At 69.6% G+C, this 20,725-nt stretch carries 19 protein-coding genes; 7 read left to right on the top strand and 12 right to left on the bottom strand.

What is annotated here, in order from left to right; genetic code table 11:
• The first annotated feature begins 79 nt into the window (after window positions 1–79).
• The 3 genes from HOW07_RS02890 to HOW07_RS02900 are packed head-to-tail and all read left to right on the top strand — an operon-like array spanning window position 80 to window position 5,347.
• Window positions 80–1,498, top strand: a complete 1,419-nt coding sequence (locus HOW07_RS02890) for an MFS transporter (RefSeq protein WP_121290210.1) — start codon at window positions 80–82, stop codon at window positions 1,496–1,498.
• A 37-nt stretch (window positions 1,499–1,535) separates the two neighbouring features.
• Window positions 1,536–3,689: a molybdopterin oxidoreductase family protein gene (locus HOW07_RS02895; protein WP_175116038.1), complete on the top strand. Its 2,154-nt coding sequence runs from the start codon at window positions 1,536–1,538 to the stop codon at window positions 3,687–3,689.
• Window positions 3,686–5,347, top strand: a complete 1,662-nt coding sequence (locus HOW07_RS02900; protein WP_175116039.1) for an FAD-dependent oxidoreductase — start codon at window positions 3,686–3,688, stop codon at window positions 5,345–5,347. Before HOW07_RS02895 ends, HOW07_RS02900 begins: the two co-directional genes overlap by 4 nt.
• Before the next feature lie 93 nt (window positions 5,348–5,440).
• Here the strand turns inward: HOW07_RS02900 and rimM are convergent, their stop codons facing one another.
• Genes rimM through rpsP form a run of 3 tightly spaced genes read right to left on the bottom strand, consistent with a single transcriptional unit; the run spans window position 5,441 to window position 6,768 of the window.
• The gene (gene rimM, locus HOW07_RS02905; RefSeq protein WP_371743559.1) at window positions 5,441–6,088 is read right to left on the bottom strand and encodes a ribosome maturation factor RimM; all 648 of its coding nucleotides are present in this window, start codon (window positions 6,086–6,088) and stop codon (window positions 5,441–5,443) included.
• Window positions 6,089–6,340, bottom strand: a complete 252-nt coding sequence (locus tag HOW07_RS02910; protein WP_064296312.1) for an RNA-binding protein — start codon at window positions 6,338–6,340, stop codon at window positions 6,089–6,091.
• Window positions 6,341–6,342: 2 nt separating this feature from the next.
• A complete protein-coding gene (gene rpsP / locus HOW07_RS02915; RefSeq protein ID WP_175116040.1) occupies window positions 6,343–6,768 on the bottom strand; it encodes a 30S ribosomal protein S16 in 426 nt (141 codons plus the stop codon).
• Window positions 6,769–7,019: 251 nt separating this feature from the next.
• On the opposite strand from rpsP, the gene HOW07_RS02920 reads away from it, so the two are divergent.
• The gene (locus HOW07_RS02920; RefSeq protein WP_175116041.1) at window positions 7,020–8,162 is read left to right on the top strand and encodes a glutamate--cysteine ligase; all 1,143 of its coding nucleotides are present in this window, start codon (window positions 7,020–7,022) and stop codon (window positions 8,160–8,162) included.
• A gap of 10 nt (window positions 8,163–8,172) precedes the next feature.
• On the opposite strand, the gene HOW07_RS02925 is transcribed toward HOW07_RS02920, so the two are convergent.
• Window positions 8,173–8,553 carry an META domain-containing protein gene (locus HOW07_RS02925; RefSeq protein WP_121290202.1) on the bottom strand — a complete coding sequence of 127 codons (381 nt, stop codon included), beginning with the start codon at window positions 8,551–8,553 and terminating at the stop codon, window positions 8,173–8,175.
• 16 nt (window positions 8,554–8,569) lie between these two features.
• Complete coding sequence (gene ffh, locus HOW07_RS02930) at window positions 8,570–10,123, bottom strand: signal recognition particle protein (protein WP_079002242.1); 1,554 nt, start codon at window positions 10,121–10,123, stop codon at window positions 8,570–8,572.
• 103 nt (window positions 10,124–10,226) lie between these two features.
• Here ffh and lipB point away from each other — a divergent pair, with 103 nt between their 5' ends.
• Together lipB and lipA are read left to right on the top strand one after the other, a co-directional pair.
• Window positions 10,227–10,901 carry a lipoyl(octanoyl) transferase LipB gene (lipB, locus tag HOW07_RS02935; protein ID WP_175116491.1) on the top strand — a complete coding sequence of 225 codons (675 nt, stop codon included), beginning with the start codon at window positions 10,227–10,229 and terminating at the stop codon, window positions 10,899–10,901.
• Window positions 10,898–11,914, top strand: coding sequence for a lipoyl synthase (gene lipA, locus HOW07_RS02940; protein WP_121290196.1), 1,017 nt, complete (start codon window positions 10,898–10,900; stop codon window positions 11,912–11,914). The genes lipB and lipA overlap by 4 nt, the downstream gene beginning before the upstream one ends.
• Before the next feature lie 24 nt (window positions 11,915–11,938).
• Here the strand turns inward: lipA and HOW07_RS02945 are convergent, their stop codons facing one another.
• The 3 genes from HOW07_RS02945 to HOW07_RS02955 are packed head-to-tail and all read right to left on the bottom strand — an operon-like array spanning window position 11,939 to window position 17,043.
• Window positions 11,939–12,439: a DUF2004 domain-containing protein gene (locus tag HOW07_RS02945; protein WP_064296305.1), complete on the bottom strand. Its 501-nt coding sequence runs from the start codon at window positions 12,437–12,439 to the stop codon at window positions 11,939–11,941.
• Window positions 12,439–13,317, bottom strand: a complete 879-nt coding sequence (gene ftsY / locus HOW07_RS02950) for a signal recognition particle-docking protein FtsY (RefSeq protein WP_079002237.1) — start codon at window positions 13,315–13,317, stop codon at window positions 12,439–12,441. Before ftsY ends, HOW07_RS02945 begins: the two co-directional genes overlap by 1 nt.
• 54 nt (window positions 13,318–13,371) lie before the next feature.
• Window positions 13,372–17,043, bottom strand: coding sequence for an AAA family ATPase (locus HOW07_RS02955; protein WP_175116042.1), 3,672 nt, complete (start codon window positions 17,041–17,043; stop codon window positions 13,372–13,374).
• A gap of 149 nt (window positions 17,044–17,192) precedes the next feature.
• Here HOW07_RS02955 and HOW07_RS02960 point away from each other — a divergent pair, with 149 nt between their 5' ends.
• The gene (locus tag HOW07_RS02960) at window positions 17,193–18,275 is read left to right on the top strand and encodes a GNAT family N-acetyltransferase (protein WP_175116043.1); all 1,083 of its coding nucleotides are present in this window, start codon (window positions 17,193–17,195) and stop codon (window positions 18,273–18,275) included.
• Between the two features lie 3 nt (window positions 18,276–18,278).
• Here the strand turns inward: HOW07_RS02960 and mutM are convergent, their stop codons facing one another.
• From mutM to HOW07_RS02980, 4 genes are all read right to left on the bottom strand, one after another.
• The gene (gene mutM, locus HOW07_RS02965) at window positions 18,279–19,169 is read right to left on the bottom strand and encodes a bifunctional DNA-formamidopyrimidine glycosylase/DNA-(apurinic or apyrimidinic site) lyase (protein ID WP_121290193.1); all 891 of its coding nucleotides are present in this window, start codon (window positions 19,167–19,169) and stop codon (window positions 18,279–18,281) included.
• Window positions 19,153–19,830 carry a ribonuclease III gene (gene rnc / locus HOW07_RS02970; protein WP_175116044.1) on the bottom strand — a complete coding sequence of 226 codons (678 nt, stop codon included), beginning with the start codon at window positions 19,828–19,830 and terminating at the stop codon, window positions 19,153–19,155. The genes mutM and rnc overlap by 17 nt, the downstream gene beginning before the upstream one ends.
• A gap of 91 nt (window positions 19,831–19,921) precedes the next feature.
• Complete coding sequence (gene rpmF, locus HOW07_RS02975) at window positions 19,922–20,131, bottom strand: 50S ribosomal protein L32 (protein WP_056006932.1); 210 nt, start codon at window positions 20,129–20,131, stop codon at window positions 19,922–19,924.
• Between the two features lie 3 nt (window positions 20,132–20,134).
• Window positions 20,135–20,647, bottom strand: coding sequence for a DUF177 domain-containing protein (locus HOW07_RS02980; RefSeq protein WP_071261222.1), 513 nt, complete (start codon window positions 20,645–20,647; stop codon window positions 20,135–20,137).
• Between the last annotated feature and the right edge of the window lie 78 nt (window positions 20,648–20,725).

A 20,725-nucleotide genomic window follows, 5' to 3' on the forward strand; every position in this document is an offset into this window, starting at 1 on the left:
TGGGGCCCCGAAACACGGCGTCGGTAGCTTCGGAGACAGTAACCGTCCCGTCCCGCTTCACCGAACGCTCGGAGCAGCCATGACCACGAACCTCGAAGCAGCCGACGCCCCACCGACCACGTCGACACCGGCCGTCACCCCGGTCGCCCTGACCCACCGCCCCGGTCGTTGGATCGACGGGTGGAATCCCGAGGACACCGCGTTCTGGGATCGGGAGGGCCGCGGCATCGCTGGGCGGAACCTCCGGTGGTCGATCTTCGCGGAATTCCTCGGCTTCGTGGTCTGGCAGCTCTGGAGCATCGTCGTCGTCATGCTCCCGACCGCCGGGTTCTCCTTCTCCACGGCCGAGACCTTCTGGCTCATCTCGATGCCGAGCCTCGTCGGTGCGACCCTCAGGTTCCCGTACTCGTTCATGGTCCCGCGGTTCGGCGGGCGCAACTGGACGATCATCTCGGCGGGGCTGCTCCTCATCCCGTCCATTGCGCTCGCGCTGTGTGTGGGCAATCCGGACACCCCGTTCGGCGTCATGCTCGTCGTCGCCGGACTCGCCGGCTTCGGCGGTGGCAACTTCGCCAGCTCCATGTCGAACATCACCTACTTCTACCCGCAGCGGGAGAAGGGTTGGGCGCTCGGACTGAACGCGGCGGGCGGCAACCTCGGGGCAGCGGTCGCGCAGTTCGTCGTCCCCATCGCGGTCACCGTCGGAGCCGCGGCCACCCTCAATCTGAGCCTGGCCGGATGGATCTGGGTCCCCTTCATCCTCCTCGCGATGTTCGGCGCCTACCGCTACATGGACAACCTGTCGTCAGCGAAGGCGGACCTCCGCGGATCCGCCGCCGCGCTCCGGGAACCGCACCTCTGGCTCCTCGCACTCCTGTACATCGGCACCTTCGGCTCGTTCATCGGCTTCGCGAGTGTGTTCCCCAAGCTCATCGCGGACCAGTTCCCCGACTTCTCCTCCTTCGCCGTCGGTTCGGCATCGATCTCGCTCGCCTTCCTCGGAGCCCTGATCGGCTCGCTGGCACGACCCTTCGGTGGGCGTCTCGCCGACCGCTTCGGAGGGGCCGTCGTCACGATGAGCGCGTTCGCCGTCATGGCCCTGGGGGCGCTCGCGGTGCTGTGGACCATGCCGCTGGCGAACTTCTGGCTCTTCCTCGGCTGCTTCCTGCTCCTGTTCGTCGCCGCCGGTGTCGGGAACGGCTCGACGTACCGCATGATCCCCAGTGTCTTCGCGGCGCGATCCGGCCTGCGCGACGCCCACCACCGCAGCGGCGACGTCGGGACGCAGCGCAAGGCCGCCGCAGCGCTCGGGCTCATCTCGGCGATCGGTGCCTACGGCGGCTTCGTGATCCCACAGATCCTCGGGTTCTCGCACGGCGCGACCGGCAGCTACTCTGCCGCGTTCATCGGTTTCATCGGCGCGTACGTCGTCCTGTTCGCGGTCACCTTCCTCGTCTACTTCCGCAAGAACGCGTCACTCGCCGGCCAGCGACTCTGAGTCGTCGCTCCACCCGCTCCTGATCGAAGGACCACGCATGCCTCGTCCCACCGCCCCGGTGACCGACTCCCACTGCCCGTACTGCGCGTTGCAGTGCGCGATGTCCCTCACCCGGACCGCGGCGGTGGACGGGGTCGTTCCGAGGCTCCCGGTCGACGTCGCCGGACGGGACTTCCCGACGAACCGGGGCGGCCTCTGCAAGAAGGGGTGGACGTCGGCCGAGCTCCTCGCGCGCGGCGATCGCCTCACGACCCCTCTGGTGCGCGACGTCACCGGTGAGCTGGCCGAGACGAGCTGGGATGCGGCCCTCGACCTCGTCGCATCGACCATCCTCCGCCTCCGCGACGAGCGCGGGGCGGACGCCATCGGGGTCTTCGGAGGCGGTGGCCTCACGAACGAGAAGGCCTACCAGCTGGGCAAGTTCGCCAGGATCGCGATCGGGACGAGCCGGATCGACTACAACGGTCGGTTCTGCATGTCGTCCGCCGCGGCAGCGGGCAACCGTGCGTTCGGGGTCGACCGGGGGCTGCCGTTCCCGCTGGAGGACCTCGACGACGCGTCGACCATCCTGCTCCTCGGCTCCAACGTCGCGGAGACGATGCCCCCGTTCATCGGGCATCTCGTCGGTGCTCAGGCCGCGGGCGGCCTCATCGTGGTCGATCCGCGCCGCTCCGCCACCGCACGACTCACCGAGACCGGACGTGGAGTCCATGTGCAGCCCGCGCCCGGGACGGATCTGGTCCTGCTCCTGGGGCTGACGCACATCGTCCTCACCGAAGGGCTCGCCGACGACGCCTACCTGGCCGAGCGCACGACCGGGCTGGACGGCCTGCGGCGCAGCGTGAGCGCGTGGTGGCCGGAACGCGTCCAATCCGTGACCGGTGTGCCGGCGCCGGTCCTCCGAGACGTGGCTCGTCGGCTCGCAGCCTCGGACGGCACCTACATCCTCACCGGTCGCGGCGTCGAGCAGCATGTCGACGGCACCGACACGGCCACCGCCGCCATCAACCTCGCACTCGTACTCGGACTACCGGGCCGGCCGGGATCGGGCTACGGCACGCTCACCGGCCAGGGCAACGGCCAGGGCGGCCGCGAACACGGTCAGAAGTGCGACCAACTACCCGGGTACCGCAAGATCACCGATCCGGAAGCCCGCCGTCACGTCGCCGAGGTGTGGGGTGTGCCGGTCGAATCGATCCCTGGTCCCGGGCTGCCGGCCGTCGCCCTCTTGAACCGACTCGGTGAACCGGACGGTGTGCACGCGCTCCTGGTCCACGGCTCGAACGTCGTCGTATCCGCTCCGAACGTGCAGACGGTCCGGGACGGACTCGGCCGCCTCGAGCTGCTCGTCGTCTGCGACTTCTTCCTGTCGGAGACCGCCGCGCTCGCGGACGTCGTCCTCCCGACGACGCAGTGGGCGGAGGAGGAGGGCACCATGACGTCGCTGGAGGGGCGCGTGATCCGCCGCCGGCGGGCGCTCGATGCTCCGGTCGGCGTCCGCAGCGAGCTCTGGATCATGCACGAACTCGCCCGTCGTCTCGATGCTCCGGGCCGATTCGAGCTGGACCCGTCAATCGTGTTCGACGAGTTGGCGGCCGCATCCGCCGGAGGGGTCGCCGACTACTCGGGACTGAGCCACGCCCTGCTCGACACCGGTCTCGCCGCGCACTGGCCGTTCCCCGTCGGCAGCGGCGGCACACCCCGGCTGTTCGCGGAACGGTTCGCGCACAACGACGGCCTCGCCCGGATCGTCCCAGTCCGCCCTGCGAGGCCCTCGGAGTCGCCCGAGACCGGGGAGGAACTCACCCTGACGACCGGACGCCTCCTCGAGCACTACCAGTCGGGCACCCAGACCCGCCGCATCCCCGAGCTCGACGACGCTCGCCCCGAGGTCTTCGTCCAGGTCCACCCCGCGACGGCGGCACGACTCGGCATCGTCGAGGGCGGACTGGTCGAGGTCTCGAACCACCGGGGCACGCTGACGGTTCGAGCCCGTGTGGACGGCGACATCCGTCACGACACCGTCTTCCTGCCGTTCCACTACCCGGGCGACGCGTCGGCGAACCTCCTGACGCAGGACGCGGTCGATCCGATCTCCGGGATGCCGGACTTCAAGCGCGCGGTGGTGCGACTGCGCCCGGCCGCTGGCGCACCACTGCCGGAAGCCACAGCGACCGGAGCCCTCCGATGAGTCCGCGACCAGGTCGACCACTCCGCATCGTCGTGGTCGGATTCGGCCCGGTCGGTGCGCGATTCGCCGAGGAGGTCGCGCCCGGCGTGCGGGACGGCTCGATCCAGATGACCGTGGTCGGGCAGGAACCGGTCGACGCGTACAACCGGGTACTGGTCGCCGATCACGCGGTCGGCGCGACCGGACTCGCCGATATGACGCTCGTCAGTGCCGAGGACCTCGCCCGTGACGGTATCCGTGTCCTGCGCGGCACGACCGCGATGCAGATCGATCGCGAGATGCGGACCGTCGAACTCGACACCGGGGAGATGCTCCCCTACGACCGGCTCGTCCTGGCGACGGGTGCGCGCGCGAACGTTCCGACACTCGACGGCGTCGATCGACGGAAGCGGGACCTCCCGGCGCTCGAGAAGTACGGACGGTCGTTGCTGCTGTCCGACCACGACCTTCCCCGCGGCGTCTGCACCCTGCGTGACCTCGCGGACGCCGACGCCGTCGCCGAGGTCGTCCGATCGGGCGGCCGGATCGTCGTCCTGGGTGCCGGTGTCCTGGGACTGGAGCTCGCGCTCTCCGCCGCGCGCGCCGGCGCCGACGTGGTCGTCGTCCACCACGGCCCCACCCCGATGCCGCGGAACCTCGACCGCGGCGGCGGCTCCGTGCTCGCCGCGGCGCTCCGGGCAGCGGGTGTCGAGGTCATCGCACACAGCCGCGCCGAGGCGGTCGGCCATCGGGACGACCCCGCGGGCGGGAGGCACTTCGAAGCGCTGATCACCGCCGACGGGAAACGGATCACCGGCGATCTGCTCGTCCTGTCGTGCGGGGTGAGCGCACGCTCCGATCTGGCGACCCTCGCCGGGGTCCGTGTCGGCTCCGGGGTGCTCGTCGGCGAAGACCTCAGCAGCTGGTCGGACGAACGGATCTTCGCCATCGGCGACTGCGCGCACGTGCTGACGCCGACACCGGACCTGCGCCGCGAACGCATCGTCCCCGGCGGCCCGTCGGGGCTCATCGGCCCAGGATGGCGGCAGGCCGAGTGGCTCGCCGCTCGTCTCCTGCTCGAGGCCGCGGCCGGCGGACCACCGCTCGAGCTGGGTCCGCCACCGGTCGAGCGGCCGAGCACCGTCGCGCTCAAGGCCGAGCGGGTCGACGTCGTCGCGGTCGGCGACGTCCAGGCCGAGCCCTGGGACGTCGAGCCGACAGCCGCTGACGGGTGCAGCGTGCATCCGGCCGCTCCACGCAGCGTCTCGGTGTGGGCGGACCCCGACCACGGCCGCTACGTCAAGATGATCACCCGCGCCGGGGTCCTGACCGCCTTCGTCTGCGTCGGTATGCCGCGCACTGCGGCCGAGCTGACGCTCCTGTACGACGGGGGCGGCGAACTGCCGGCGGATCGCTCGGTACTGCTCCGGCTCGACGGGCCGGACGCGATCGGCGGTGCCTCCGCCGACGCGTTCGCCCCCTCGACGACCGTCTGTACGTGCAACGGCGTGACGGTCGGCAGGATCATGGATGCCGCGCAATCGGGCAGTACCACGGTCGCCTGCATCGGCAAGGCGACCCGCGCCGGTACCGGCTGCGGTGGGTGCACCGGCCGGATCGCCGCGGTCCTCGCTCGGGTCGCGGACGGCGATCGTCAGAGCGAGCCGGTACCGGCGTGATCTGCCGGAGACGACAACGGAGGCGCCGGTTGCATGCAACCGACGCCTCCGTCGTGGGTGTTCCGAGCCGGGAGGACCGACTCGGAACGGGTTCTACTGCTCCGGCTGTGATGCTCCGGTGTCGTCCTGATCCTCGTCGGAGGCCTCGGACTCGACCGGACCGGCCGTCGACGTCTCGGGGGCTTCGTCGGCCTCCGGGAGTTCCTCGAACAGACCGGTGGGCGGCGTGACCGTGACGATCCCGGCAGCGATGTCGACCGTGGGGACGATCGCCTTCACGAACGGGACCATGACCTCGCCGTCGCCGGTCTTCACGATCAGGAGGTCCTGAGCCGGGAAGTGGTCGACACGGGCGACGGTACCGACGGCGACGCCGTCTCGGTGCACGGCCAACCCGACGAGCTGGTGGTCGTACCACGCGTCATCGTCGACCGGCAGCTCGGTGGGGTCCTGCTCGACCCAGAGGATCGCCTTCACGAGGGTCTCCGCCTCACTGCGATCGGAGATGCCGACGAAGAAGGCGACCGGCTGACTGTTGTACCAGCGCAGTTCGATGAGCTCGAGCGTCTTGCCGCGCCACTTCGATCCCGCAGGGACCTGGAGCGTGAACGTCGCGCCCGGGGTGAACCGGTGCTCCGGCTCATCCGTGTAGAGCTCGACCTTCAGGGCGCCCTTCAGGCCATGGGCTTTCGTGAGCCGACCGACCCGCAACTGGGTCTTCGGCTCCGTCTCGTCCGCCACCTACGCGCTGGCGCCGGAGGCGTCCGTGTCGACCACGTCGACTCGGACCCGCCGACCGTCTGCCAGCGCTGCCACGAGGGTGCGCAGGGCTTTGGCCGTCCGGCCGGCACGACCGATGACCCGGCCGAGGTCCTCGGGGTTCACACGAACCTCGAGGACCTCGCCACGGGCGGAGTTCTGTGCCGTGACGCGAACGTCATCCGGGTGATCGACGATCCCCTTGACGAGATGTTCGAGCGCGGGAGCGAGCAAGACTACGCCTGCTCTGCTTCAGCGGCGTCGGCAGCGGGCGCCTCGGCCTCGGCAGGAGCAGCCTTGGCCGCGGGGGTCTCGGCCTTCGGCTTGAGGACGGGCTTCTTCTTCTCGTCGGCGACGAAGGCGGCCTTCGGCTCCTTGACGCGGACGGTGCTCACGGCGTCCTTGTCGCCCTTGAACTTGCCCCAGTCACCGGTGAGCTTGAGGAGTGCTGCGACCTGCTCGGTCGGCTGGGCGCCGACGCTGAGCCAGTACTGCGCACGCTCGGAGTCGACCTCGATGAACGAGGGCTCCTCGGTGGGGTGGTACTTGCCGATCTCCTCGATGACACGACCGTCGCGCTTCGTGCGCGAGTCTGCGACGACGATGCGGTAGTACGGCGCACGGATCTTGCCGAGACGCTTGAGACGGATTTTGACAGCCACGATTCTCCTGAATGATGTGATGTTTGATGTGCTCGCTGCCGAAAGGTGGGGCCACACGCTCGACGCGAAAACTGTGGTTGCTGCGGGCGTCGGATAGAGGGTCGAACTCCGCGCAGACTCAACTCTCTATTCTGCCAGACATCGGGCGATCTGGGTAATCCGGCGACACCGATACCGGATGACCCCTCCACCCCGTGTGAAGATGGGCTGGCGTGCGGCACCCGGCCGCGCCCTGCGGGAGGTCGACGCCAATGCCCATCGAGTTCGCCAGATCCGAGCGTTCGACCGTCGGCCTCGAGTGGGAGGTCGCCCTCGTCGACCGCGACACCGGCGATCTCGTCGGCGCAGCGGACACCGTCCTGTCGGAACTCCGCCCGAGCGACGGTTCCGATCATCCGCAGATCACCAACGAGCTGCTCCTCAACACCGTCGAACTCGTCTCGGGTGTCCACCACACGGTCCCCGAGGCGATCGCGGACCTCGAGGGCCAGCTGGCCGAGGTGCGGGCGATCACGGATCCGATGGGCGTCGAGCTCATCTGCAGCGGTTCGCACCCGTTCGGCCAATGGTACGACCAGCAGGTCACCGACAAGCCCCGGTACCACAAGCTCATCGACCGCACCCGGTGGTGGGGTCGCAACATGATGATCTGGGGTGTGCACGCGCACGTCGGCGTCGAGACGGTCGACAAGGTCCTCCCGATCATGAACGGGCTGCTGACCTATCTGCCCCACCTCCAGGCGCTGTCGGCGTCCAGCCCGTACTGGGGCGGGGTCGACACCGGGTACGCGTCGAACCGTGCGCTCATGTTCCAGCAGCTCCCGACGGCGGGCCTCCCCTACCAGCTCTCCGACTGGGAGCAGTTCGAGGCCTACGTCGACGACATGACGGTGACCGGCATCATCGAGGACCACACCGAGGTCCGCTGGGATGTGCGACCGTCGCCCCAGTGGGGCACGGTGGAGATGCGCGCGTGCGACGGGGCGTCGACCGTCGCGGAGTTCGGCGCCCTCGCCTCGCTCATCCACTGTCTCACCGAGCACCTGTCCGACCGCCTCGACGCCGGAGAGCGCCTGCAGACCCTGCAGCCGTGGTACGTCCGCGAGAACAAGTGGCGCGCGGCCCGCTACGGCCTGGACGCCGAGATCATCCTCGACTCCTCGGGCCACGAGCGCCTCGTGACCGACGACCTGCACGACCTGCTCGACACCCTCGCGCCGGTCGCCCGTCGGCTCGGCTGCGCCGATGAGCTGGCGAGCATCGCCACGATCATCGAGCACGGCGCGAGCTACCAGCGTCAGCTCGCCGTCGCCCACGCGAACGGCGGCAGCCTGCAGGCGGTCGTGAGCTCGCTCGCGAAGGAGCTGCGGCACGGGGTCCAGCCCTCCGCCTGACGAGGCGGCGTCACTCCGCTCGGTCGAGCGTCCCGATCCGCGTGCCGGCGTCGTCGGTCACGGTCAAACGCCCGCCGTCGTCCGAGAGCGTCGCCTGTGCGATCCCCCGCAGCCAGGTGTCGACGCCCGGGCACGCCATCAGGGTGCTCGCGACGTCGGAGACGACGACCGCGTCGTCCTTCGCACGCCAGGATCCAGAGAGGCTGTTGCAGCCGTCCGAACCACTCACTCGGCCGTCGTCGGTGAACACCAGGTGCGGATCGGCAGCGCCGGTGCCCTCACCCCAGGTACCCAGGACGCGTTCGCCCGGTGACGGCGCGGAGCACCCGGCGAGCAAGCCCACGGTCAGGACGACTGCGACGACCGAGGCCGGTGCCCTCAGCGCGCGCATACCGCCTCCGCTCGACTCAGCGACCCAGGAACTTCTGCAGCTCGGCGAGCTCCGCCTCGGTCGGGGCGGCCGATCCCGACGACGAACCGCCGCCGAGGCCGAAGCCAGCGCCCGTGGCGGCAGCCTGCGTCTCGACGGCGCCGGCGTTCTCCGCCGCGCGCTTGGCCGGGTTGCCCGAACGGGAACCCTTCTTCTTGGCCTGCGGCTTCGGTCGGTTCGTCCGCGCACCGGGGACCGGACCCATCCCGGGGATGTTCGGCACGCCACCCTTGGCGACCGTCTTCATCATCTTGGCCGCCTGCTCGAAACGGTTGACGAGGGCGTTGACCTCGGTGACGGTCATGCCGGAACCCTTGGCGATACGCAGGCGACGGGACCCGTTGAGGATCTTCGGGTTCGTGCGCTCGGCCTTGGTCATCGACTGGATGATGGCCTCGGTCCGGACGATCTCGCGCTCGTCGAAGTTCTGGAGCTGCTCCTTCATCTGCCCCATGCCGGGGAGCATGCCCATCATCTTCTTGATGGAACCCATGCCGCGCAGCTGCTGCATCTGCTTGAGGAAGTCGTCGAGCGTGAAGGAGTCGGTCGCGAACTTCTCCGCGACCTTGCGCGCCTCCTCCTCGTCGAAGTTCTGCTGCGCCTGCTCGATGAGGGTGAGGATGTCACCGAGGTCGAGGATCCGGCTCGCCATGCGGTCGGGGTGGAACGGCTCGAAGTCGTCGAGACCCTCACCGGTCGACGCGAACATGATGGGGCGTCCGGTGACCGAGGCGATGGAGAGTGCCGCACCACCGCGGGCGTCGCCGTCGAGCTTGGAGAGCACCACGCCGGTGAAGTCGACGCCGTCGAGGAAGGCCTTGGCCGTCGCGACCGCGTCCTGACCGATCATCGCGTCGATGACGAAGAGGACCTCGTCGGGATCGACCGCCTTGCGGATGTTCGACGCCTGCTTCATGAGCTCGGCGTCGACGCCGAGTCGTCCGGCGGTGTCGACGATGACGGTGTCGTAGAGCTTCTGCTCGGCGAACCGGACGCCGTCGCGGGCGACCTTGACCGGGTCGCCGACCCCGTTGCCGGGCTCGGGAGCGTAGACGGGGACGCCCGCCTGCTCGCCGACGACCTGGAGTTGGTTGACGGCGTTGGGGCGCTGGAGGTCGGACGCGACGAGGAGCGGCGTGTGGCCGTCCTTCTTGAGCCACTTGGCGAGCTTGCCGGCGAGCGTCGTCTTTCCGGCACCCTGGAGTCCGGCGAGCATGATGACGGTCGGCGGCTTCTTCGCGAACTCGAGACGCCGCTGCTGTCCGCCGAGGATCGTGACGAGCTCGTCGTTGACGATCTGGACGACCTGCTGCGCCGGGTTGAGGGCCTTGCTCACCTCGTCGCCGAGGGCGCGCTCGCGCACGCGACCCGTGAAGTCCTTGACGACGTCGAGTGCGACGTCCGCGTCGAGGAGGGCGCGACGGATCTCGCGGACGGTGCCGTCGACATCGGCCGCGGAGAGCTTGCCCTTGGTGCGGAGGTTCTTGAACGTATCCGCGAGGCGGTCAGAGAGTGTGCCGAACGTTGCCATGATCCCTCCAGTTTAGGGCAGACCGCGGCGCGACCCGGTCGATCGCCGCCACGGTCGGAAGATGAGTATTTGGACGGCGTCCAACAATGCTATCATGGCGGCCATGACACAGCTCCTCATCGCCGGGCTCGCGCCCACGTTCGTCCCGTACCGCGAGGGTTGGGCGCTGCAGCGTCGGGTCCATGAGGCTGTCGTCAGCGGTGACGGGCCGGAGCACCTCATCCTGTGCGAACACGAGCCCGTGTACACGGCGGGCAAGCTGACCCGCCCGCACGAGCGCCCCGACGACGGCACACCGGTCGTCGAGGTCGACCGCGGCGGCCGCATCACCTGGCACGGGCCCGGACAGCTCACCGGCTACCCGATCGTCCGCCTCCCGGAGCCGGTCGACGTCGTGGCGCACGTCCGCCTGCTCGAGGAGGTCATGCTGCAGACGATCACGGAGCTCGGTGTCACCGGCCGCCGCATCGACGGACGGTCGGGTGTCTGGGTCGACCCCGTCAACGGCGGACCGGCCGCGAAGATCGGCGCCGTCGGTGTCCGGGTGCAGGCGGGCGTCACGCTGCACGGCTTCGCGCTCAACTGCGACAACTCCCTCGAGCCCTTCGGCCACATCGTCGCGTGCGGCATCGCCGATGCCGGCGTCACCACCATCAGCACCGAGCTCGGTCGGCGGATCACGCCGAGCGACGTCACCGAGCGCGTCTCCGAGATCTTCGAAGCACTCCGGCCCGGCTGGACGGCCGCGTCCGCGACCACGATCGGAGCGGCCGCGTGAGCGGCTGCGGCGCACCGGCACCCGCGCCCGCGGCGGACACCGGCGGACGGAAGCTCCTGCGGCTCGAGGTCCGGAACGCGCAGACCCCCATCGAGCGGAAGCCCGACTGGATCAAGACCCGCGCGACGATGGGACCCGAGTACCGACAGCTCCAGGCGCTCGTGCAGGAGGAGGGTCTGCACACGGTCTGCCAGGAAGCCGGCTGCCCGAACATCTTCGAATGCTGGGAGGATCGCGAGGCGACCTTCCTCATCGGCGGATCGCAGTGCACGAGGCGCTGCGACTTCTGCCAGATCGACACCGGCAAGCCGGCCGAGTACGACCGCGACGAGCCACGGCGGGTGGCCGACTCGGTGCAGCGGATGCGGCTGCGCTACGCGACCGTCACCGGTGTGGCACGTGACGACCTCCCCGACGAGGGGGCGTGGCTGCACGCCGAGACCGTCCGGCGCATCCACGAGACGAACCCGGGGACGGGGGTCGAGATCCTCGCGACCGACTTCTCCGGCGACCCCGACCTCCTCGGCGAGGTGTTCGCCTCCCGACCGGAGGTCTTCGCACACAACGTCGAGACGGTCCCACGCATCTTCAAGCGGATCAGGCCCGCCTTCCGCTACGAGCGCTCCCTCGACGTCCTGACCCAGGCACGTGCGGCCGGCCTCATCACGAAGTCCAACCTCATCCTCGGGATGGGCGAGGACCGGAGCGAGATCAGTCAGGCGCTCGAGGATCTGCACGAGGCCGGCACGGACATCATCACCGTCACCCAGTACCTCCGACCGACGCCTCGGCACCTCCCCGTGGACCGCTGGGTCAAGCCGCAGGAGTTCCTCGAGATCAAGGAGGAGGCCGAGGAGATCGGGTTCCTCGGCGTGCTCGCCGGACCGCTCGTCAGATCGTCCTACCGCGCCGGACGCCTCTGGGCGCAGTCGATGACCGCGAAGGGCCGCGAGGTCCCCGAGGGACTGCAGCACCTCGCAGACGCCTCACTCGGCTTCGCCCAGGCGGTCTGAGGCCGACGCCTCGGCCTGCCGGGCTCAGTCCTCGCTCGTGACCCCGGTGACCTCGCCGTCGGAGCTGTAGGCGACCATGAGCACGCCGTCGAGCTGGTCCGCGTCGAGCGAGTACTCGAAGACCGCGAACGCCTCGTCGCCGTTGTGCTGGTGCGGCGCGAACCCGACGCTCAACAGCGTCATCGACCGGATGACGTCGACGTCGCGGTCTCCGGACTCGTCGACCAGGACGTCCGGCAGGGACTCCCCCAGCTCCTCGACGGCCTGGATGATGTACTCCGTCACCTCGGAGGTGCGGTCGTCGACCTCGCTCAGCATCGCCTCACGCGAGCGAAGGTCGAAACCCTCGAGGGCGAGGATCATCGCCGCCGCCAGGTCGAGCGCATCGGCCGGGATGTCGTCCTCGTCGGGGGCGCTCAACGAGATGGAGACGGACTGCTCCCCGACGTCGATGTTGTCGGACCAGTAGACGCCACCACCAGGCTCGGTAGCGATGACACCGAAGTAGTCGTGTTCGATCGCCATCAGCTGCCCACCAGGTTCTGTGCGAAGACGTGCGGTGTGAAGCCGGTGAGGTCGCCGATGCCCTCGCCCTGGCCGACGAGCTTGATCGGGATGCCGGTCTTCTCCTGCACGGCGAGGACGAACCCGCCCTTCGCGGAGCCGTCGAGCTTCGTCAGGACGAGCCCGGTCACCCCGGCGTGCTCGATGAACGCCTGCGCCTGCGACAGACCGTTCTGACCGGTCGTCGCGTCGAGGACGAGGAGGACCTCGGCGATGGGCGCCTGCTTCTCGACGACGCGACGGATCTTGGACAGCTCGTCCATGAGCCCGCCCTTCGTCTGCAACCGACCGGCGGTGTCGATGATGACGATCTCGGTGCCGGTCCGCTTGGCGTACTCGATGGTCTGGAAGGCGACGGACGCCGGGTCCTGTCCCTGCTGCTGGGGGCGGACGATCTGTGCGCCCGCGCGCTCCGCCCACGTCGCCAACTGCTCCACGGCAGCGGCACGGAAGGTGTCCGCGGCGCCCACGACGACGGTGCGGTCGTAGTTGCGCAGGAACTTCGCGAACTTGCCGATGGTGGTCGTCTTGCCGACCCCGTTGACGCCGACGACGAGGACGACCGCCGGACGCTCGCTGAGCTTCAGCGTCGTGTCGAACTTCGACAGCCGCTCCTCGACCTCTTCGCGCAGCATGCGCTGGAGGTCGCGCGGGTCGGTGGTGCGGTAGCGGTCGACGGAGGCGTGCAGGCCTGTGACGATCGACTCGGTGACGTCGGGACCGAAGTCGGCGCCGATGAGCGCGTCCTCGAGGTCCTCCCAGGTGGTCTCGTCGATCGTCGGACGTTGGAACATGCCTTTGAGGGCACCGGAGAGTGACCAGGGTGTGCGTGCAGCCATGGTCTCAGCGTAGCCGTCGGCGAGGCGGTGCCGTCGCGTGGGGACGAGACCGGATCAGCTCGCGCGTTCTGCTGCCACGCGCTGACCGACGACGGCCGACACCCCGTCCTGGCGCATCGAGACGCCGTAGAGGGCGTCGGCGATCTCCATGGTGCGCTTCTGGTGCGTGATGACGATGAGCTGGCTCGTCTGACGGAGGTCCTCGAAGATGGTGAGGAGCCGCCCGAGGTTCGCGTCGTCGAGGGCCGCCTCCACCTCGTCCATGATGTAGAACGGGCTCGGTCGGGCTTTGAAGATGGCGATGAGGAGGGCGACCGCGGCGAGCGAGCGCTCCCCGCCCGACAGCAGCGACAGGCGCTCGATCTTCTTGCCGGCGGGCTTGACCGACACCTCGATGCCCGTGGTGAGCATGTGCTCGGGGTCGGTGAGCGAGATGCTGCCCGTGCCGCCCGGGAACAGGATCGGGAACACCTCGGTGAAGGCGGCTTCGGTGTCGGCGAACGCCGAGGCGAAGATGACCTCCATCTTCCCGTCGATGTCCTCGATGATCGACAGCAGGTCGGCGCGGGTGCTGGTGAGGTCGGCGAGCTGTTCGGTGAGGAAGCGGTGGCGCTGTTCGAGTGCCGCGAACTCCTCGAGCGCGAGCGGGTTGACCCGTCCGAGTTGGGCGTAGGTGCGCTCCGCTGCTGCGAGACGCTTCTGCTGCTCGGCGCGGACGTAGGGCGTCGTCGGCACGTCGTCCGACTCCTCGGTGGGTTCCTCCTCCGGCTCGGCTTCCGGCGTCGCGGTTCCGTCGGCACGTGCCTCGGGCGCCTCGTCCGAGTCGGGCGTCGTCGTCTCGAGCGAGACCTCCGGACCGGTGTCGTCGGCCGTTCGCACAGCCGAGCGGGCGGTCGCGCGGGGTGTCGGAGGGTCGACGGGCACCGGAACCTCGGGCCCGTACTCGGCGACGAGCACGTCCTCGACGAGTCCCAGCTCCGACCCGGCGCGCTCGAGCAGACCGGACAGGTGGAGCTTCTTCTCGTAGATCTGGAGTTCGAGACCATGGACGCTCTCGGTGACGACCTGCAGCCGCTGCCGGAGCGTGTGCTCCTCGCCGCGCAGTCGTACGAGCTCGGCGTTCCGGCTGGCCCGCGTCGCCTCGGCTGCCGCGAGCGCGACGCGGGCCTCGGTGACCGACCGGTCGACCGAGTCGAGGACGGGCGGGAGCGCCTCCGTCACGGCGGTGGCGGCCGCGGCCTGGCGCGCACGGATGACCGCACGCCGAGCCGCTTCCTCAGCCGCGGCCTGGTCTGCCTGCCGCTGCCGCTCGAGGTTCGCGACCGCGAGCTCCTCCGCCCGCACGCGTTCGCGCGCGGTCTCGAGGAGGAGGCGGTGCTGCACTTCGGCCTCGCGCGCCGCGTCCAGTTCGGCGGAGAGCCCATCGCGTGCCGACACGTCGAGGAGGGGTCGTGGACGCGCGCGAGCGGTGTCGTGGTCCAGCTTGGCCCGCTCCACGGCGGCAGCGGCGTCGGCGACGGCCGCCTCCGCCGTCCCGGCAGCGGCGAGCAGGCGGTCGTGTTCGGCCTGTGCGGATTCGTACCGGACCGTGACCCGGTTCACGCGCTCGGCCTGTGACGCACGGTTGGCGTCGAACTCGCGGAGGGCGCTGAGCGCAGCCTGCGCGGTCTGCTTCGCCTCCTGCAGGATCGTGCGCTGCTCGGCCAGTGCGAAGCGCGCCCGTTCGATGAGCGACTCGACCTCGCCGTGTCGATCGGCTGCCGCGTCGCGCTCGGCCAGCAATTCGATGCGGCTCTGCGCTCCGCCGCTCCCCGCGCGGACGATGCTGTCCGTGACGACCGCGCCGTCACGGGTCACGAGGGTGAACGCGCTGAGTGACGAGCCGAGTCGGTCGTACGCCGCGATCGCGTCGTCGAGCGAGTCGACGACGAGGACCGAGGCGAGGATCCCCAGCACGCCAGGAGGGGCCTCCACCAGCTCGGCAGCCGAGGTGAACCCGGCGGGCGCGTCCGGGACGTCCCGCGCACCGTCGGCGATGACGATCTCGACCCGGCCGAGATCCTGGTCGGCCGCGTGATCGAGCGCCCGCCGGGCAGCGTGCCGGTCGACGGCGACGGCGGCCTCCGCGAGCGTGCCGAGCGCTGCGGCCACAACCGACTCGTGGCCGGGTCGGACCTGCACCCGGTCCGCGACGATCCCCTCGATCCCGTCGATCCCGCTCGCAGCGAGTTCGGCCGAACCGGTCTTGAGGTCGAGGGCGCGCGAGAGTGCACTGGTCTTGGCACCGAGCGAATCGCGTTCACGTTCGAGGGTGTGGAGCTGCTCGCGCAGGCCCTCGATCTCCCCTTCGGCCTCCGCCGCGCCGCGTTGGGCCGCCTCGTAGGCGTCGTCGAGCCCGGAGTCGGCGGCGTCCGCCACGGTCGGGTCCTCCTCGAGCGCCTCGTACTCCAGCCGCGCAGCGTCCAGACGGAGGGCAGCGGCGTCGATCGCGTTCTGCTGGCGCAACGCCTCGCCACGGACCGCGGCGAGTTTGGACCCTGCGGCGTCGACGGCGCCCGCGAGCTTGGAGAGCTCCAGGTCGTGTCGTGACACGAGCGCGCTCTGCGCCGCGATCTCGACGTCCACCGCGTCGAGTGCGGCGCGCTTCGCGCGGGTGTCCGCCTGCGCCTCCTGCAACGCGCGCTCCGCGTCGGCGACCGCCACCCGGAGTCCGTCGATCTCCGCGGTCGCGTCGGCGACCATCTGCTTCGTGATCCGGGGTTCGGCGGCCGTCGTGTCCGTCGATGATCCGAGGAGCGCGAGCCGCTGGTTGGCGAGCGTGTACAGGTTCCGGAGGCGCTCCTGCACGCTCTCGAGCTCGAACGTGATCCGGCGGGCGTCGTCGACCGCGTCGCCGAGTTGTGCCTGCTCGATCCGGTTGATCCGCAGTTCCGCCTGCTCCAGCTGCTCCTGCAGGACGAGGCGCTCGCTGTGGCGCTCACTCTCCGAGCGGTTGTGCTCGTCGAGGGAGCGCCGGAGGCCCACGACGTCGTCTGCGAGGATCCGGGCGCGGGCATCGCGGACGACCGCGGCGATCGTCTGCGCCTCCCGGGCGATCTCCGCCTGACGACCGAGCGGCTTCAGCTGCCGGCGGATCTCTCCGGCGAGGTCGCTCAACCGTGTGAGGTTGGTCTGCATCGCCTCGAGCTTCCGGAGCGTCTTCTCCTTGCGTCGGCGGTGCTTCAGGATGCCGGCCGCCTCCTCGATGAAGCCGCGGCGCTCCTCGGGCGTCGCCCGCAGCACCGCGTCGAGCTGCCCCTGTCCGACGATGACGTGCATCTCGCGGCCCAGACCGGAGTCGCTGAGGAGCTCCTGGACGTCCAGCAACCGACACGTGTCGCCGTTGATGGCGTACTCGCTCCCGCCGTTGCGGAACAGGGTGCGACTGATCGTCACCTCGGTGTACTCGATGGGCAGCGCGCCGTCGCTGTTGTCGATGGTGAGCGTGACCTCGGCTCGACCGAGCGGTCCTCTGGTCGACGTTCCCGCGAAGATGACGTCCTCCATCTTGCCGCCGCGAAGGGTCTTCGCCCCCTGCTCGCCCATCACCCAGGCGAGCGCGTCGACGACGTTCGACTTGCCGGAGCCGTTGGGACCCACGACGCAGGTGACGCCCTGCTCGAACGCGAAGGTGGTGGGGTGCGCGAAGGACTTGAACCCTTTGAGCGTCAGGCTCTTCAGGTACACGCGCACCTCCTCTCCCGCGTCGCGGATGCTGTGCACTACGGTAGCGAATCCGCGGACGGACGAGGGACACCACGCTGTGCCGGCCCGCCGCGGCGGTCGTAGCATGGACCGCATCACCCAGGACGGTCTGGTGTGGGAGGGAGGCGACGATGCGCGTCACGATCGACGAGGTCGAGATCCCGGCGACCGGGAGCTCAGCGGTGTTCGACGCGGTCCAGGACGTCGCGAACACGCTCGAAGCCGAGATCTGGTCCACCGACGACTTCGCCTTGACCTCCGCGATGGCCCTTCCCGAGTACCGCGACCAGCGGTTCCAGCGACGCGTCCTGCTCGCCGCCGTCCTCGACGGGCGTGTGGTCGGTCGCGGCTGGCTCGGATACGGCACCGAGGCCGACGCGGTGACGGCCTCCCTGAACGTCGGCGTTCTCGCAGAGGAGCGGCGTCGAGGGATCGGCACGGCGCTCCTGCAGGAGTTGGAGCGACGGGCCCTCGCGGCCGGCCGCCCGACGGTGACCGCCTTCACCCAGCACGCCGTCGACGACATCCCGACCGACGAACCACTCCTCGGTGCGAGCGTCGGCGAACGGGCGATCCCCGCGAACGCCGCGGCCAGCCGGTTCATGCTCGATCGTGGATACGCCCTCGCGCAGGTCGAGCGGACCAACCGCTGCGACGTCGCCTCGATGCTCGGGGAGCTGCCTGACATCGTCGAGACGTCGACCGCCCGTGCCGGACACGCGTACCGCCTCGTGCAGTGGGTGGATCACACCCCCGACGAGCTGCTCGGCTCGCTCGCGACGGCCCGCGAACACATGGCGACCGACATCCCGGCCGCCGATCTGGAACTCGACCCCGAGGTCTGGACGCCCGAGCGGGTCCGCGCGCGCGAGGACCAGCTGGCGGCGTCCGGCGACCACGCGATCGTCGTCGCCGCCGTCCACCGCGACAGCGGCGCGGTCGCCGGGTACAGCGAGCTCGTCCTCGGCGAGGGCAAGGAACACGCGGAGCAGTGGGACACGCTCGTGCTCGCCGACCACCGGGGACACGGCCTCGGACTCTGGATGAAGGCGGCGAACCTCATCGCACTCGCCGATCAGGCACCCGAGCGGTCCCGGATCTACACCTGGAACGCCGACGAGAACGCGCACATGCTCGCGATCAACGACCGACTCGGGTTCCGCATCGTCGGCTACACCGGAGAATGGCAGCGCCGACTCCCCCGTAGCGACTGATCGTCAGGTGCGGCGCTGGCAGACCGGACAGCGGTGCGAGCCGCGGTTCATGAACTGCTCGCGGACGATGAACGTGCCGCAGCGCGCACACGGCTTACCCTGCCGACCGTAGGCGTTCAGACTGTGCGCGAAGTACCCCGCCTGACCGTTGACGTTCACATACTGGGCGTCGAAGCTCGTCCCGCCCTCCGCCAGGGCCTTCGCGAGCACGGCACGCACCTCATCGAGCAGCCGGCCGGCGCGACCGAGCCCGAGACGGGCGGTCTCCTGCTCGGGGTGGATGCGCGCCGCCCAGAGCGACTCGTCCGCGTAGATGTTGCCGATCCCGCTGACCAGGGTCTGATCGAGGAGCGCCCGCTTCACACCGGTGCGTTTCTCGCGCAGTCGTCGGAGGAAGACGGCGTCGTCGAAGGCCGGGTCCATCGGGTCGCGGGCGATGTGCGCGACCTGGTCGGGCACCATCGCGACCTCGTCGCCGAACCCACCTGCGGCTCCGTCCGTCGTCGGGACGAGCGCGGTCACCGCCATGGACCCGAAGATCCGCTGGTCGACGAAGTGCAGCCAGAGCTCGCCGTGCTCGGGATGCTCCAACTGCAAGCGGATGCGCAGGAGGCGGTCGGCGTCGTCACCGGGCGACCGGAGCAGCATCTGCCCGCTCATACCCAGGTGACCGACGATCGCCTCATCGTCGTCGAGGGGGAACCAGAGGAACTTTCCGCGTCGGACGGCCGATCGGATGGTCCTCCCCGTCAGCCGTGCGGTGAAGTCGGCGACACCACTCGCGTGGCGGCGCAGGGAGCGCTCGTCGAAGACCTCGACGCCGGCGATCGTCGCGCCGCTGACGGCGGGCTCCAAGCCGGCGCGGACGACCTCGACCTCAGGGAGTTCCGGCACTGATCCTCGACCAGGCTTCCAGGGCCGCTGCCATCTCGGCGTGCTTCTTGCTCGTACCGGAGCCCGTCGCCGTGACGGCGGTGCCCACGGTGACCGTCGCGACGAACCGTCGGTTGTGGTCGGGGCCGGAGCTGGCGATCTCATAGACGGGCGCCGGCGCCCCGATGGCCGCAGCGGCCTCCTGGAGGCTCGTCTTCGGGTCCATCGCCGCGCCGAAGCGCTCAGGGTTCTCGAGCAGGGGGTTCACCAGTCGCAGGACGAGTGCCGTCGCCGCCTCGGGGCCGGCCGACAGGTACGTCGCACCGATGACGGCCTCCATCGTGTCGGCCAGGATGGACGCCTTGTCGCGCCCACCGGTCTGGTCCTCACCCTTGCCGAGCTTGATCCGCTCGCCCAGCCCGATCGAACGTGCGACCTCGGCGAGCGCGATCGTCGAGACGAGGCTCGCACGTCGCTTCGCCAGCTGGCCTTCGTCGAGGTGCGGGAAGTCGCGGTAGAGCATGACGGTGACGGCCTGCCCGAGGATCGAGTCGCCGAGGAACTCGAGGCGCTCGTTGTGCGGGAGTCCACCGTGCTCGTACGCGTACGAGCGGTGCGTCAGCGCCAGGTCGAGCAGCTCGTAGGAGACGTCGACACCGAGTTGCCGTGCGAAAACGACCACACCGGGATCGGTCTCCGATACGGAGCCGATTCCGGTGTGGTCGGAATGATTCGTGTTCACGCTGTTCGAACGCGGACGTTCAACGCGCGGATCAGACGTCTGCGACCTTGCGGCCCTTGTACTCGAGGTACAGGGCGGTGCCCTGCGAGTCCTCGACGACCTTGGCGCGGTGCGGCAGGCTGTACGTGACGCGGCCGTTCTCCACCGTCTTCACGAGCGTCGGCACGGCGGCCTTCCACTGCGAGCGACGCGAGCGGGTGTTCGAGCGCGAGACCTTCCGCTTCGGGGGGTTTCCAGCCATGATCTATCTCTCTTCTGTGTCTGCAGCGGCGCGCTGGGCGCTGCTGGCGTCTGTGTCAAGTACGGAGTCTGAGGACAAGCCCGCGAGCGCAGACCAGCGAGGATCTGCGACGTCGTGAGGGTGTCGTTCCGGACGTTCGGCCAGCCGCTCACCGGTCTCGGGGTCGAGTCCGGGGCAATCCGGCTGGCACACCGGCTGAAACGGTAATGCGAGAACTACCGCATCTCTGACCAGAGGTTCAAGATCCACGTGGTCGTCGTGAACCTCGAAGTCAGACGCTTCCGAATCAGGATACGCGAAAAGTTCCTGAATCTCGACTTCGACAGGCAGTTCGATGTCGCGGAGGCAGCGTCCGCACTCGCCGGTCGCCAGTGCGTCGACGTCGACGGTCACGAGGATCCCCTCGTGCACGGACTCGAGACGCACCTGCTCGGAGAGCGTCGTGCCCTCCTGGACGGCGACCAGGCCCTCGCCCCAGCGCTCGGCGAGCACCACCTCGAGGTCGTGCTCGCGCATCTCCCCGGGACGGTTCACCAGATCGCGCACGTTGACGCTGAACGGCGAATTGTTCGTTCTCTTCCTAGTCACGATCGA

Source organism: Plantibacter sp. MCCC 1A11337 (genome assembly GCF_013349365.1).
Classification (GTDB): Bacteria; Actinomycetota; Actinomycetes; order Actinomycetales; family Microbacteriaceae; genus Plantibacter; species Plantibacter flavus_A.

Bases quoted from the DNA above. Each gene is read 5' to 3' on its own strand.
- HOW07_RS02890 (WP_121290210.1), top strand. From the start codon at position 80: ATGACCACGAACCTCGAAGCAGCCGACGCCCCACCGACCACGTCGACA.
- HOW07_RS02895 (WP_175116038.1), top strand. From the start codon at position 1,536: ATGCCTCGTCCCACCGCCCCGGTGACCGACTCCCACTGCCCGTACTGC.
- HOW07_RS02900 (WP_175116039.1), top strand. From the start codon at position 3,686: ATGAGTCCGCGACCAGGTCGACCACTCCGCATCGTCGTGGTCGGATTC.
- HOW07_RS02920 (WP_175116041.1), top strand. From the start codon at position 7,020: ATGCCCATCGAGTTCGCCAGATCCGAGCGTTCGACCGTCGGCCTCGAG.
- HOW07_RS02925 (WP_121290202.1), bottom strand. From the start codon at position 8,553: ATGCGCGCGCTGAGGGCACCGGCCTCGGTCGTCGCAGTCGTCCTGACC.
- ffh (WP_079002242.1), bottom strand. From the start codon at position 10,123: ATGGCAACGTTCGGCACACTCTCTGACCGCCTCGCGGATACGTTCAAG.
- lipB (WP_175116491.1), top strand. From the start codon at position 10,227: ATGACACAGCTCCTCATCGCCGGGCTCGCGCCCACGTTCGTCCCGTAC.
- HOW07_RS02945 (WP_064296305.1), bottom strand. From the start codon at position 12,439: ATGGCGATCGAACACGACTACTTCGGTGTCATCGCTACCGAGCCTGGT.
- ftsY (WP_079002237.1), bottom strand. From the start codon at position 13,317: ATGGCTGCACGCACACCCTGGTCACTCTCCGGTGCCCTCAAAGGCATG.
- HOW07_RS02960 (WP_175116043.1), top strand. From the start codon at position 17,193: ATGCGCGTCACGATCGACGAGGTCGAGATCCCGGCGACCGGGAGCTCA.
- rpmF (WP_056006932.1), bottom strand. From the start codon at position 20,131: ATGGCTGGAAACCCCCCGAAGCGGAAGGTCTCGCGCTCGAACACCCGC.
- HOW07_RS02980 (WP_071261222.1), bottom strand. From the start codon at position 20,647: ATGCGCGAGCACGACCTCGAGGTGGTGCTCGCCGAGCGCTGGGGCGAG.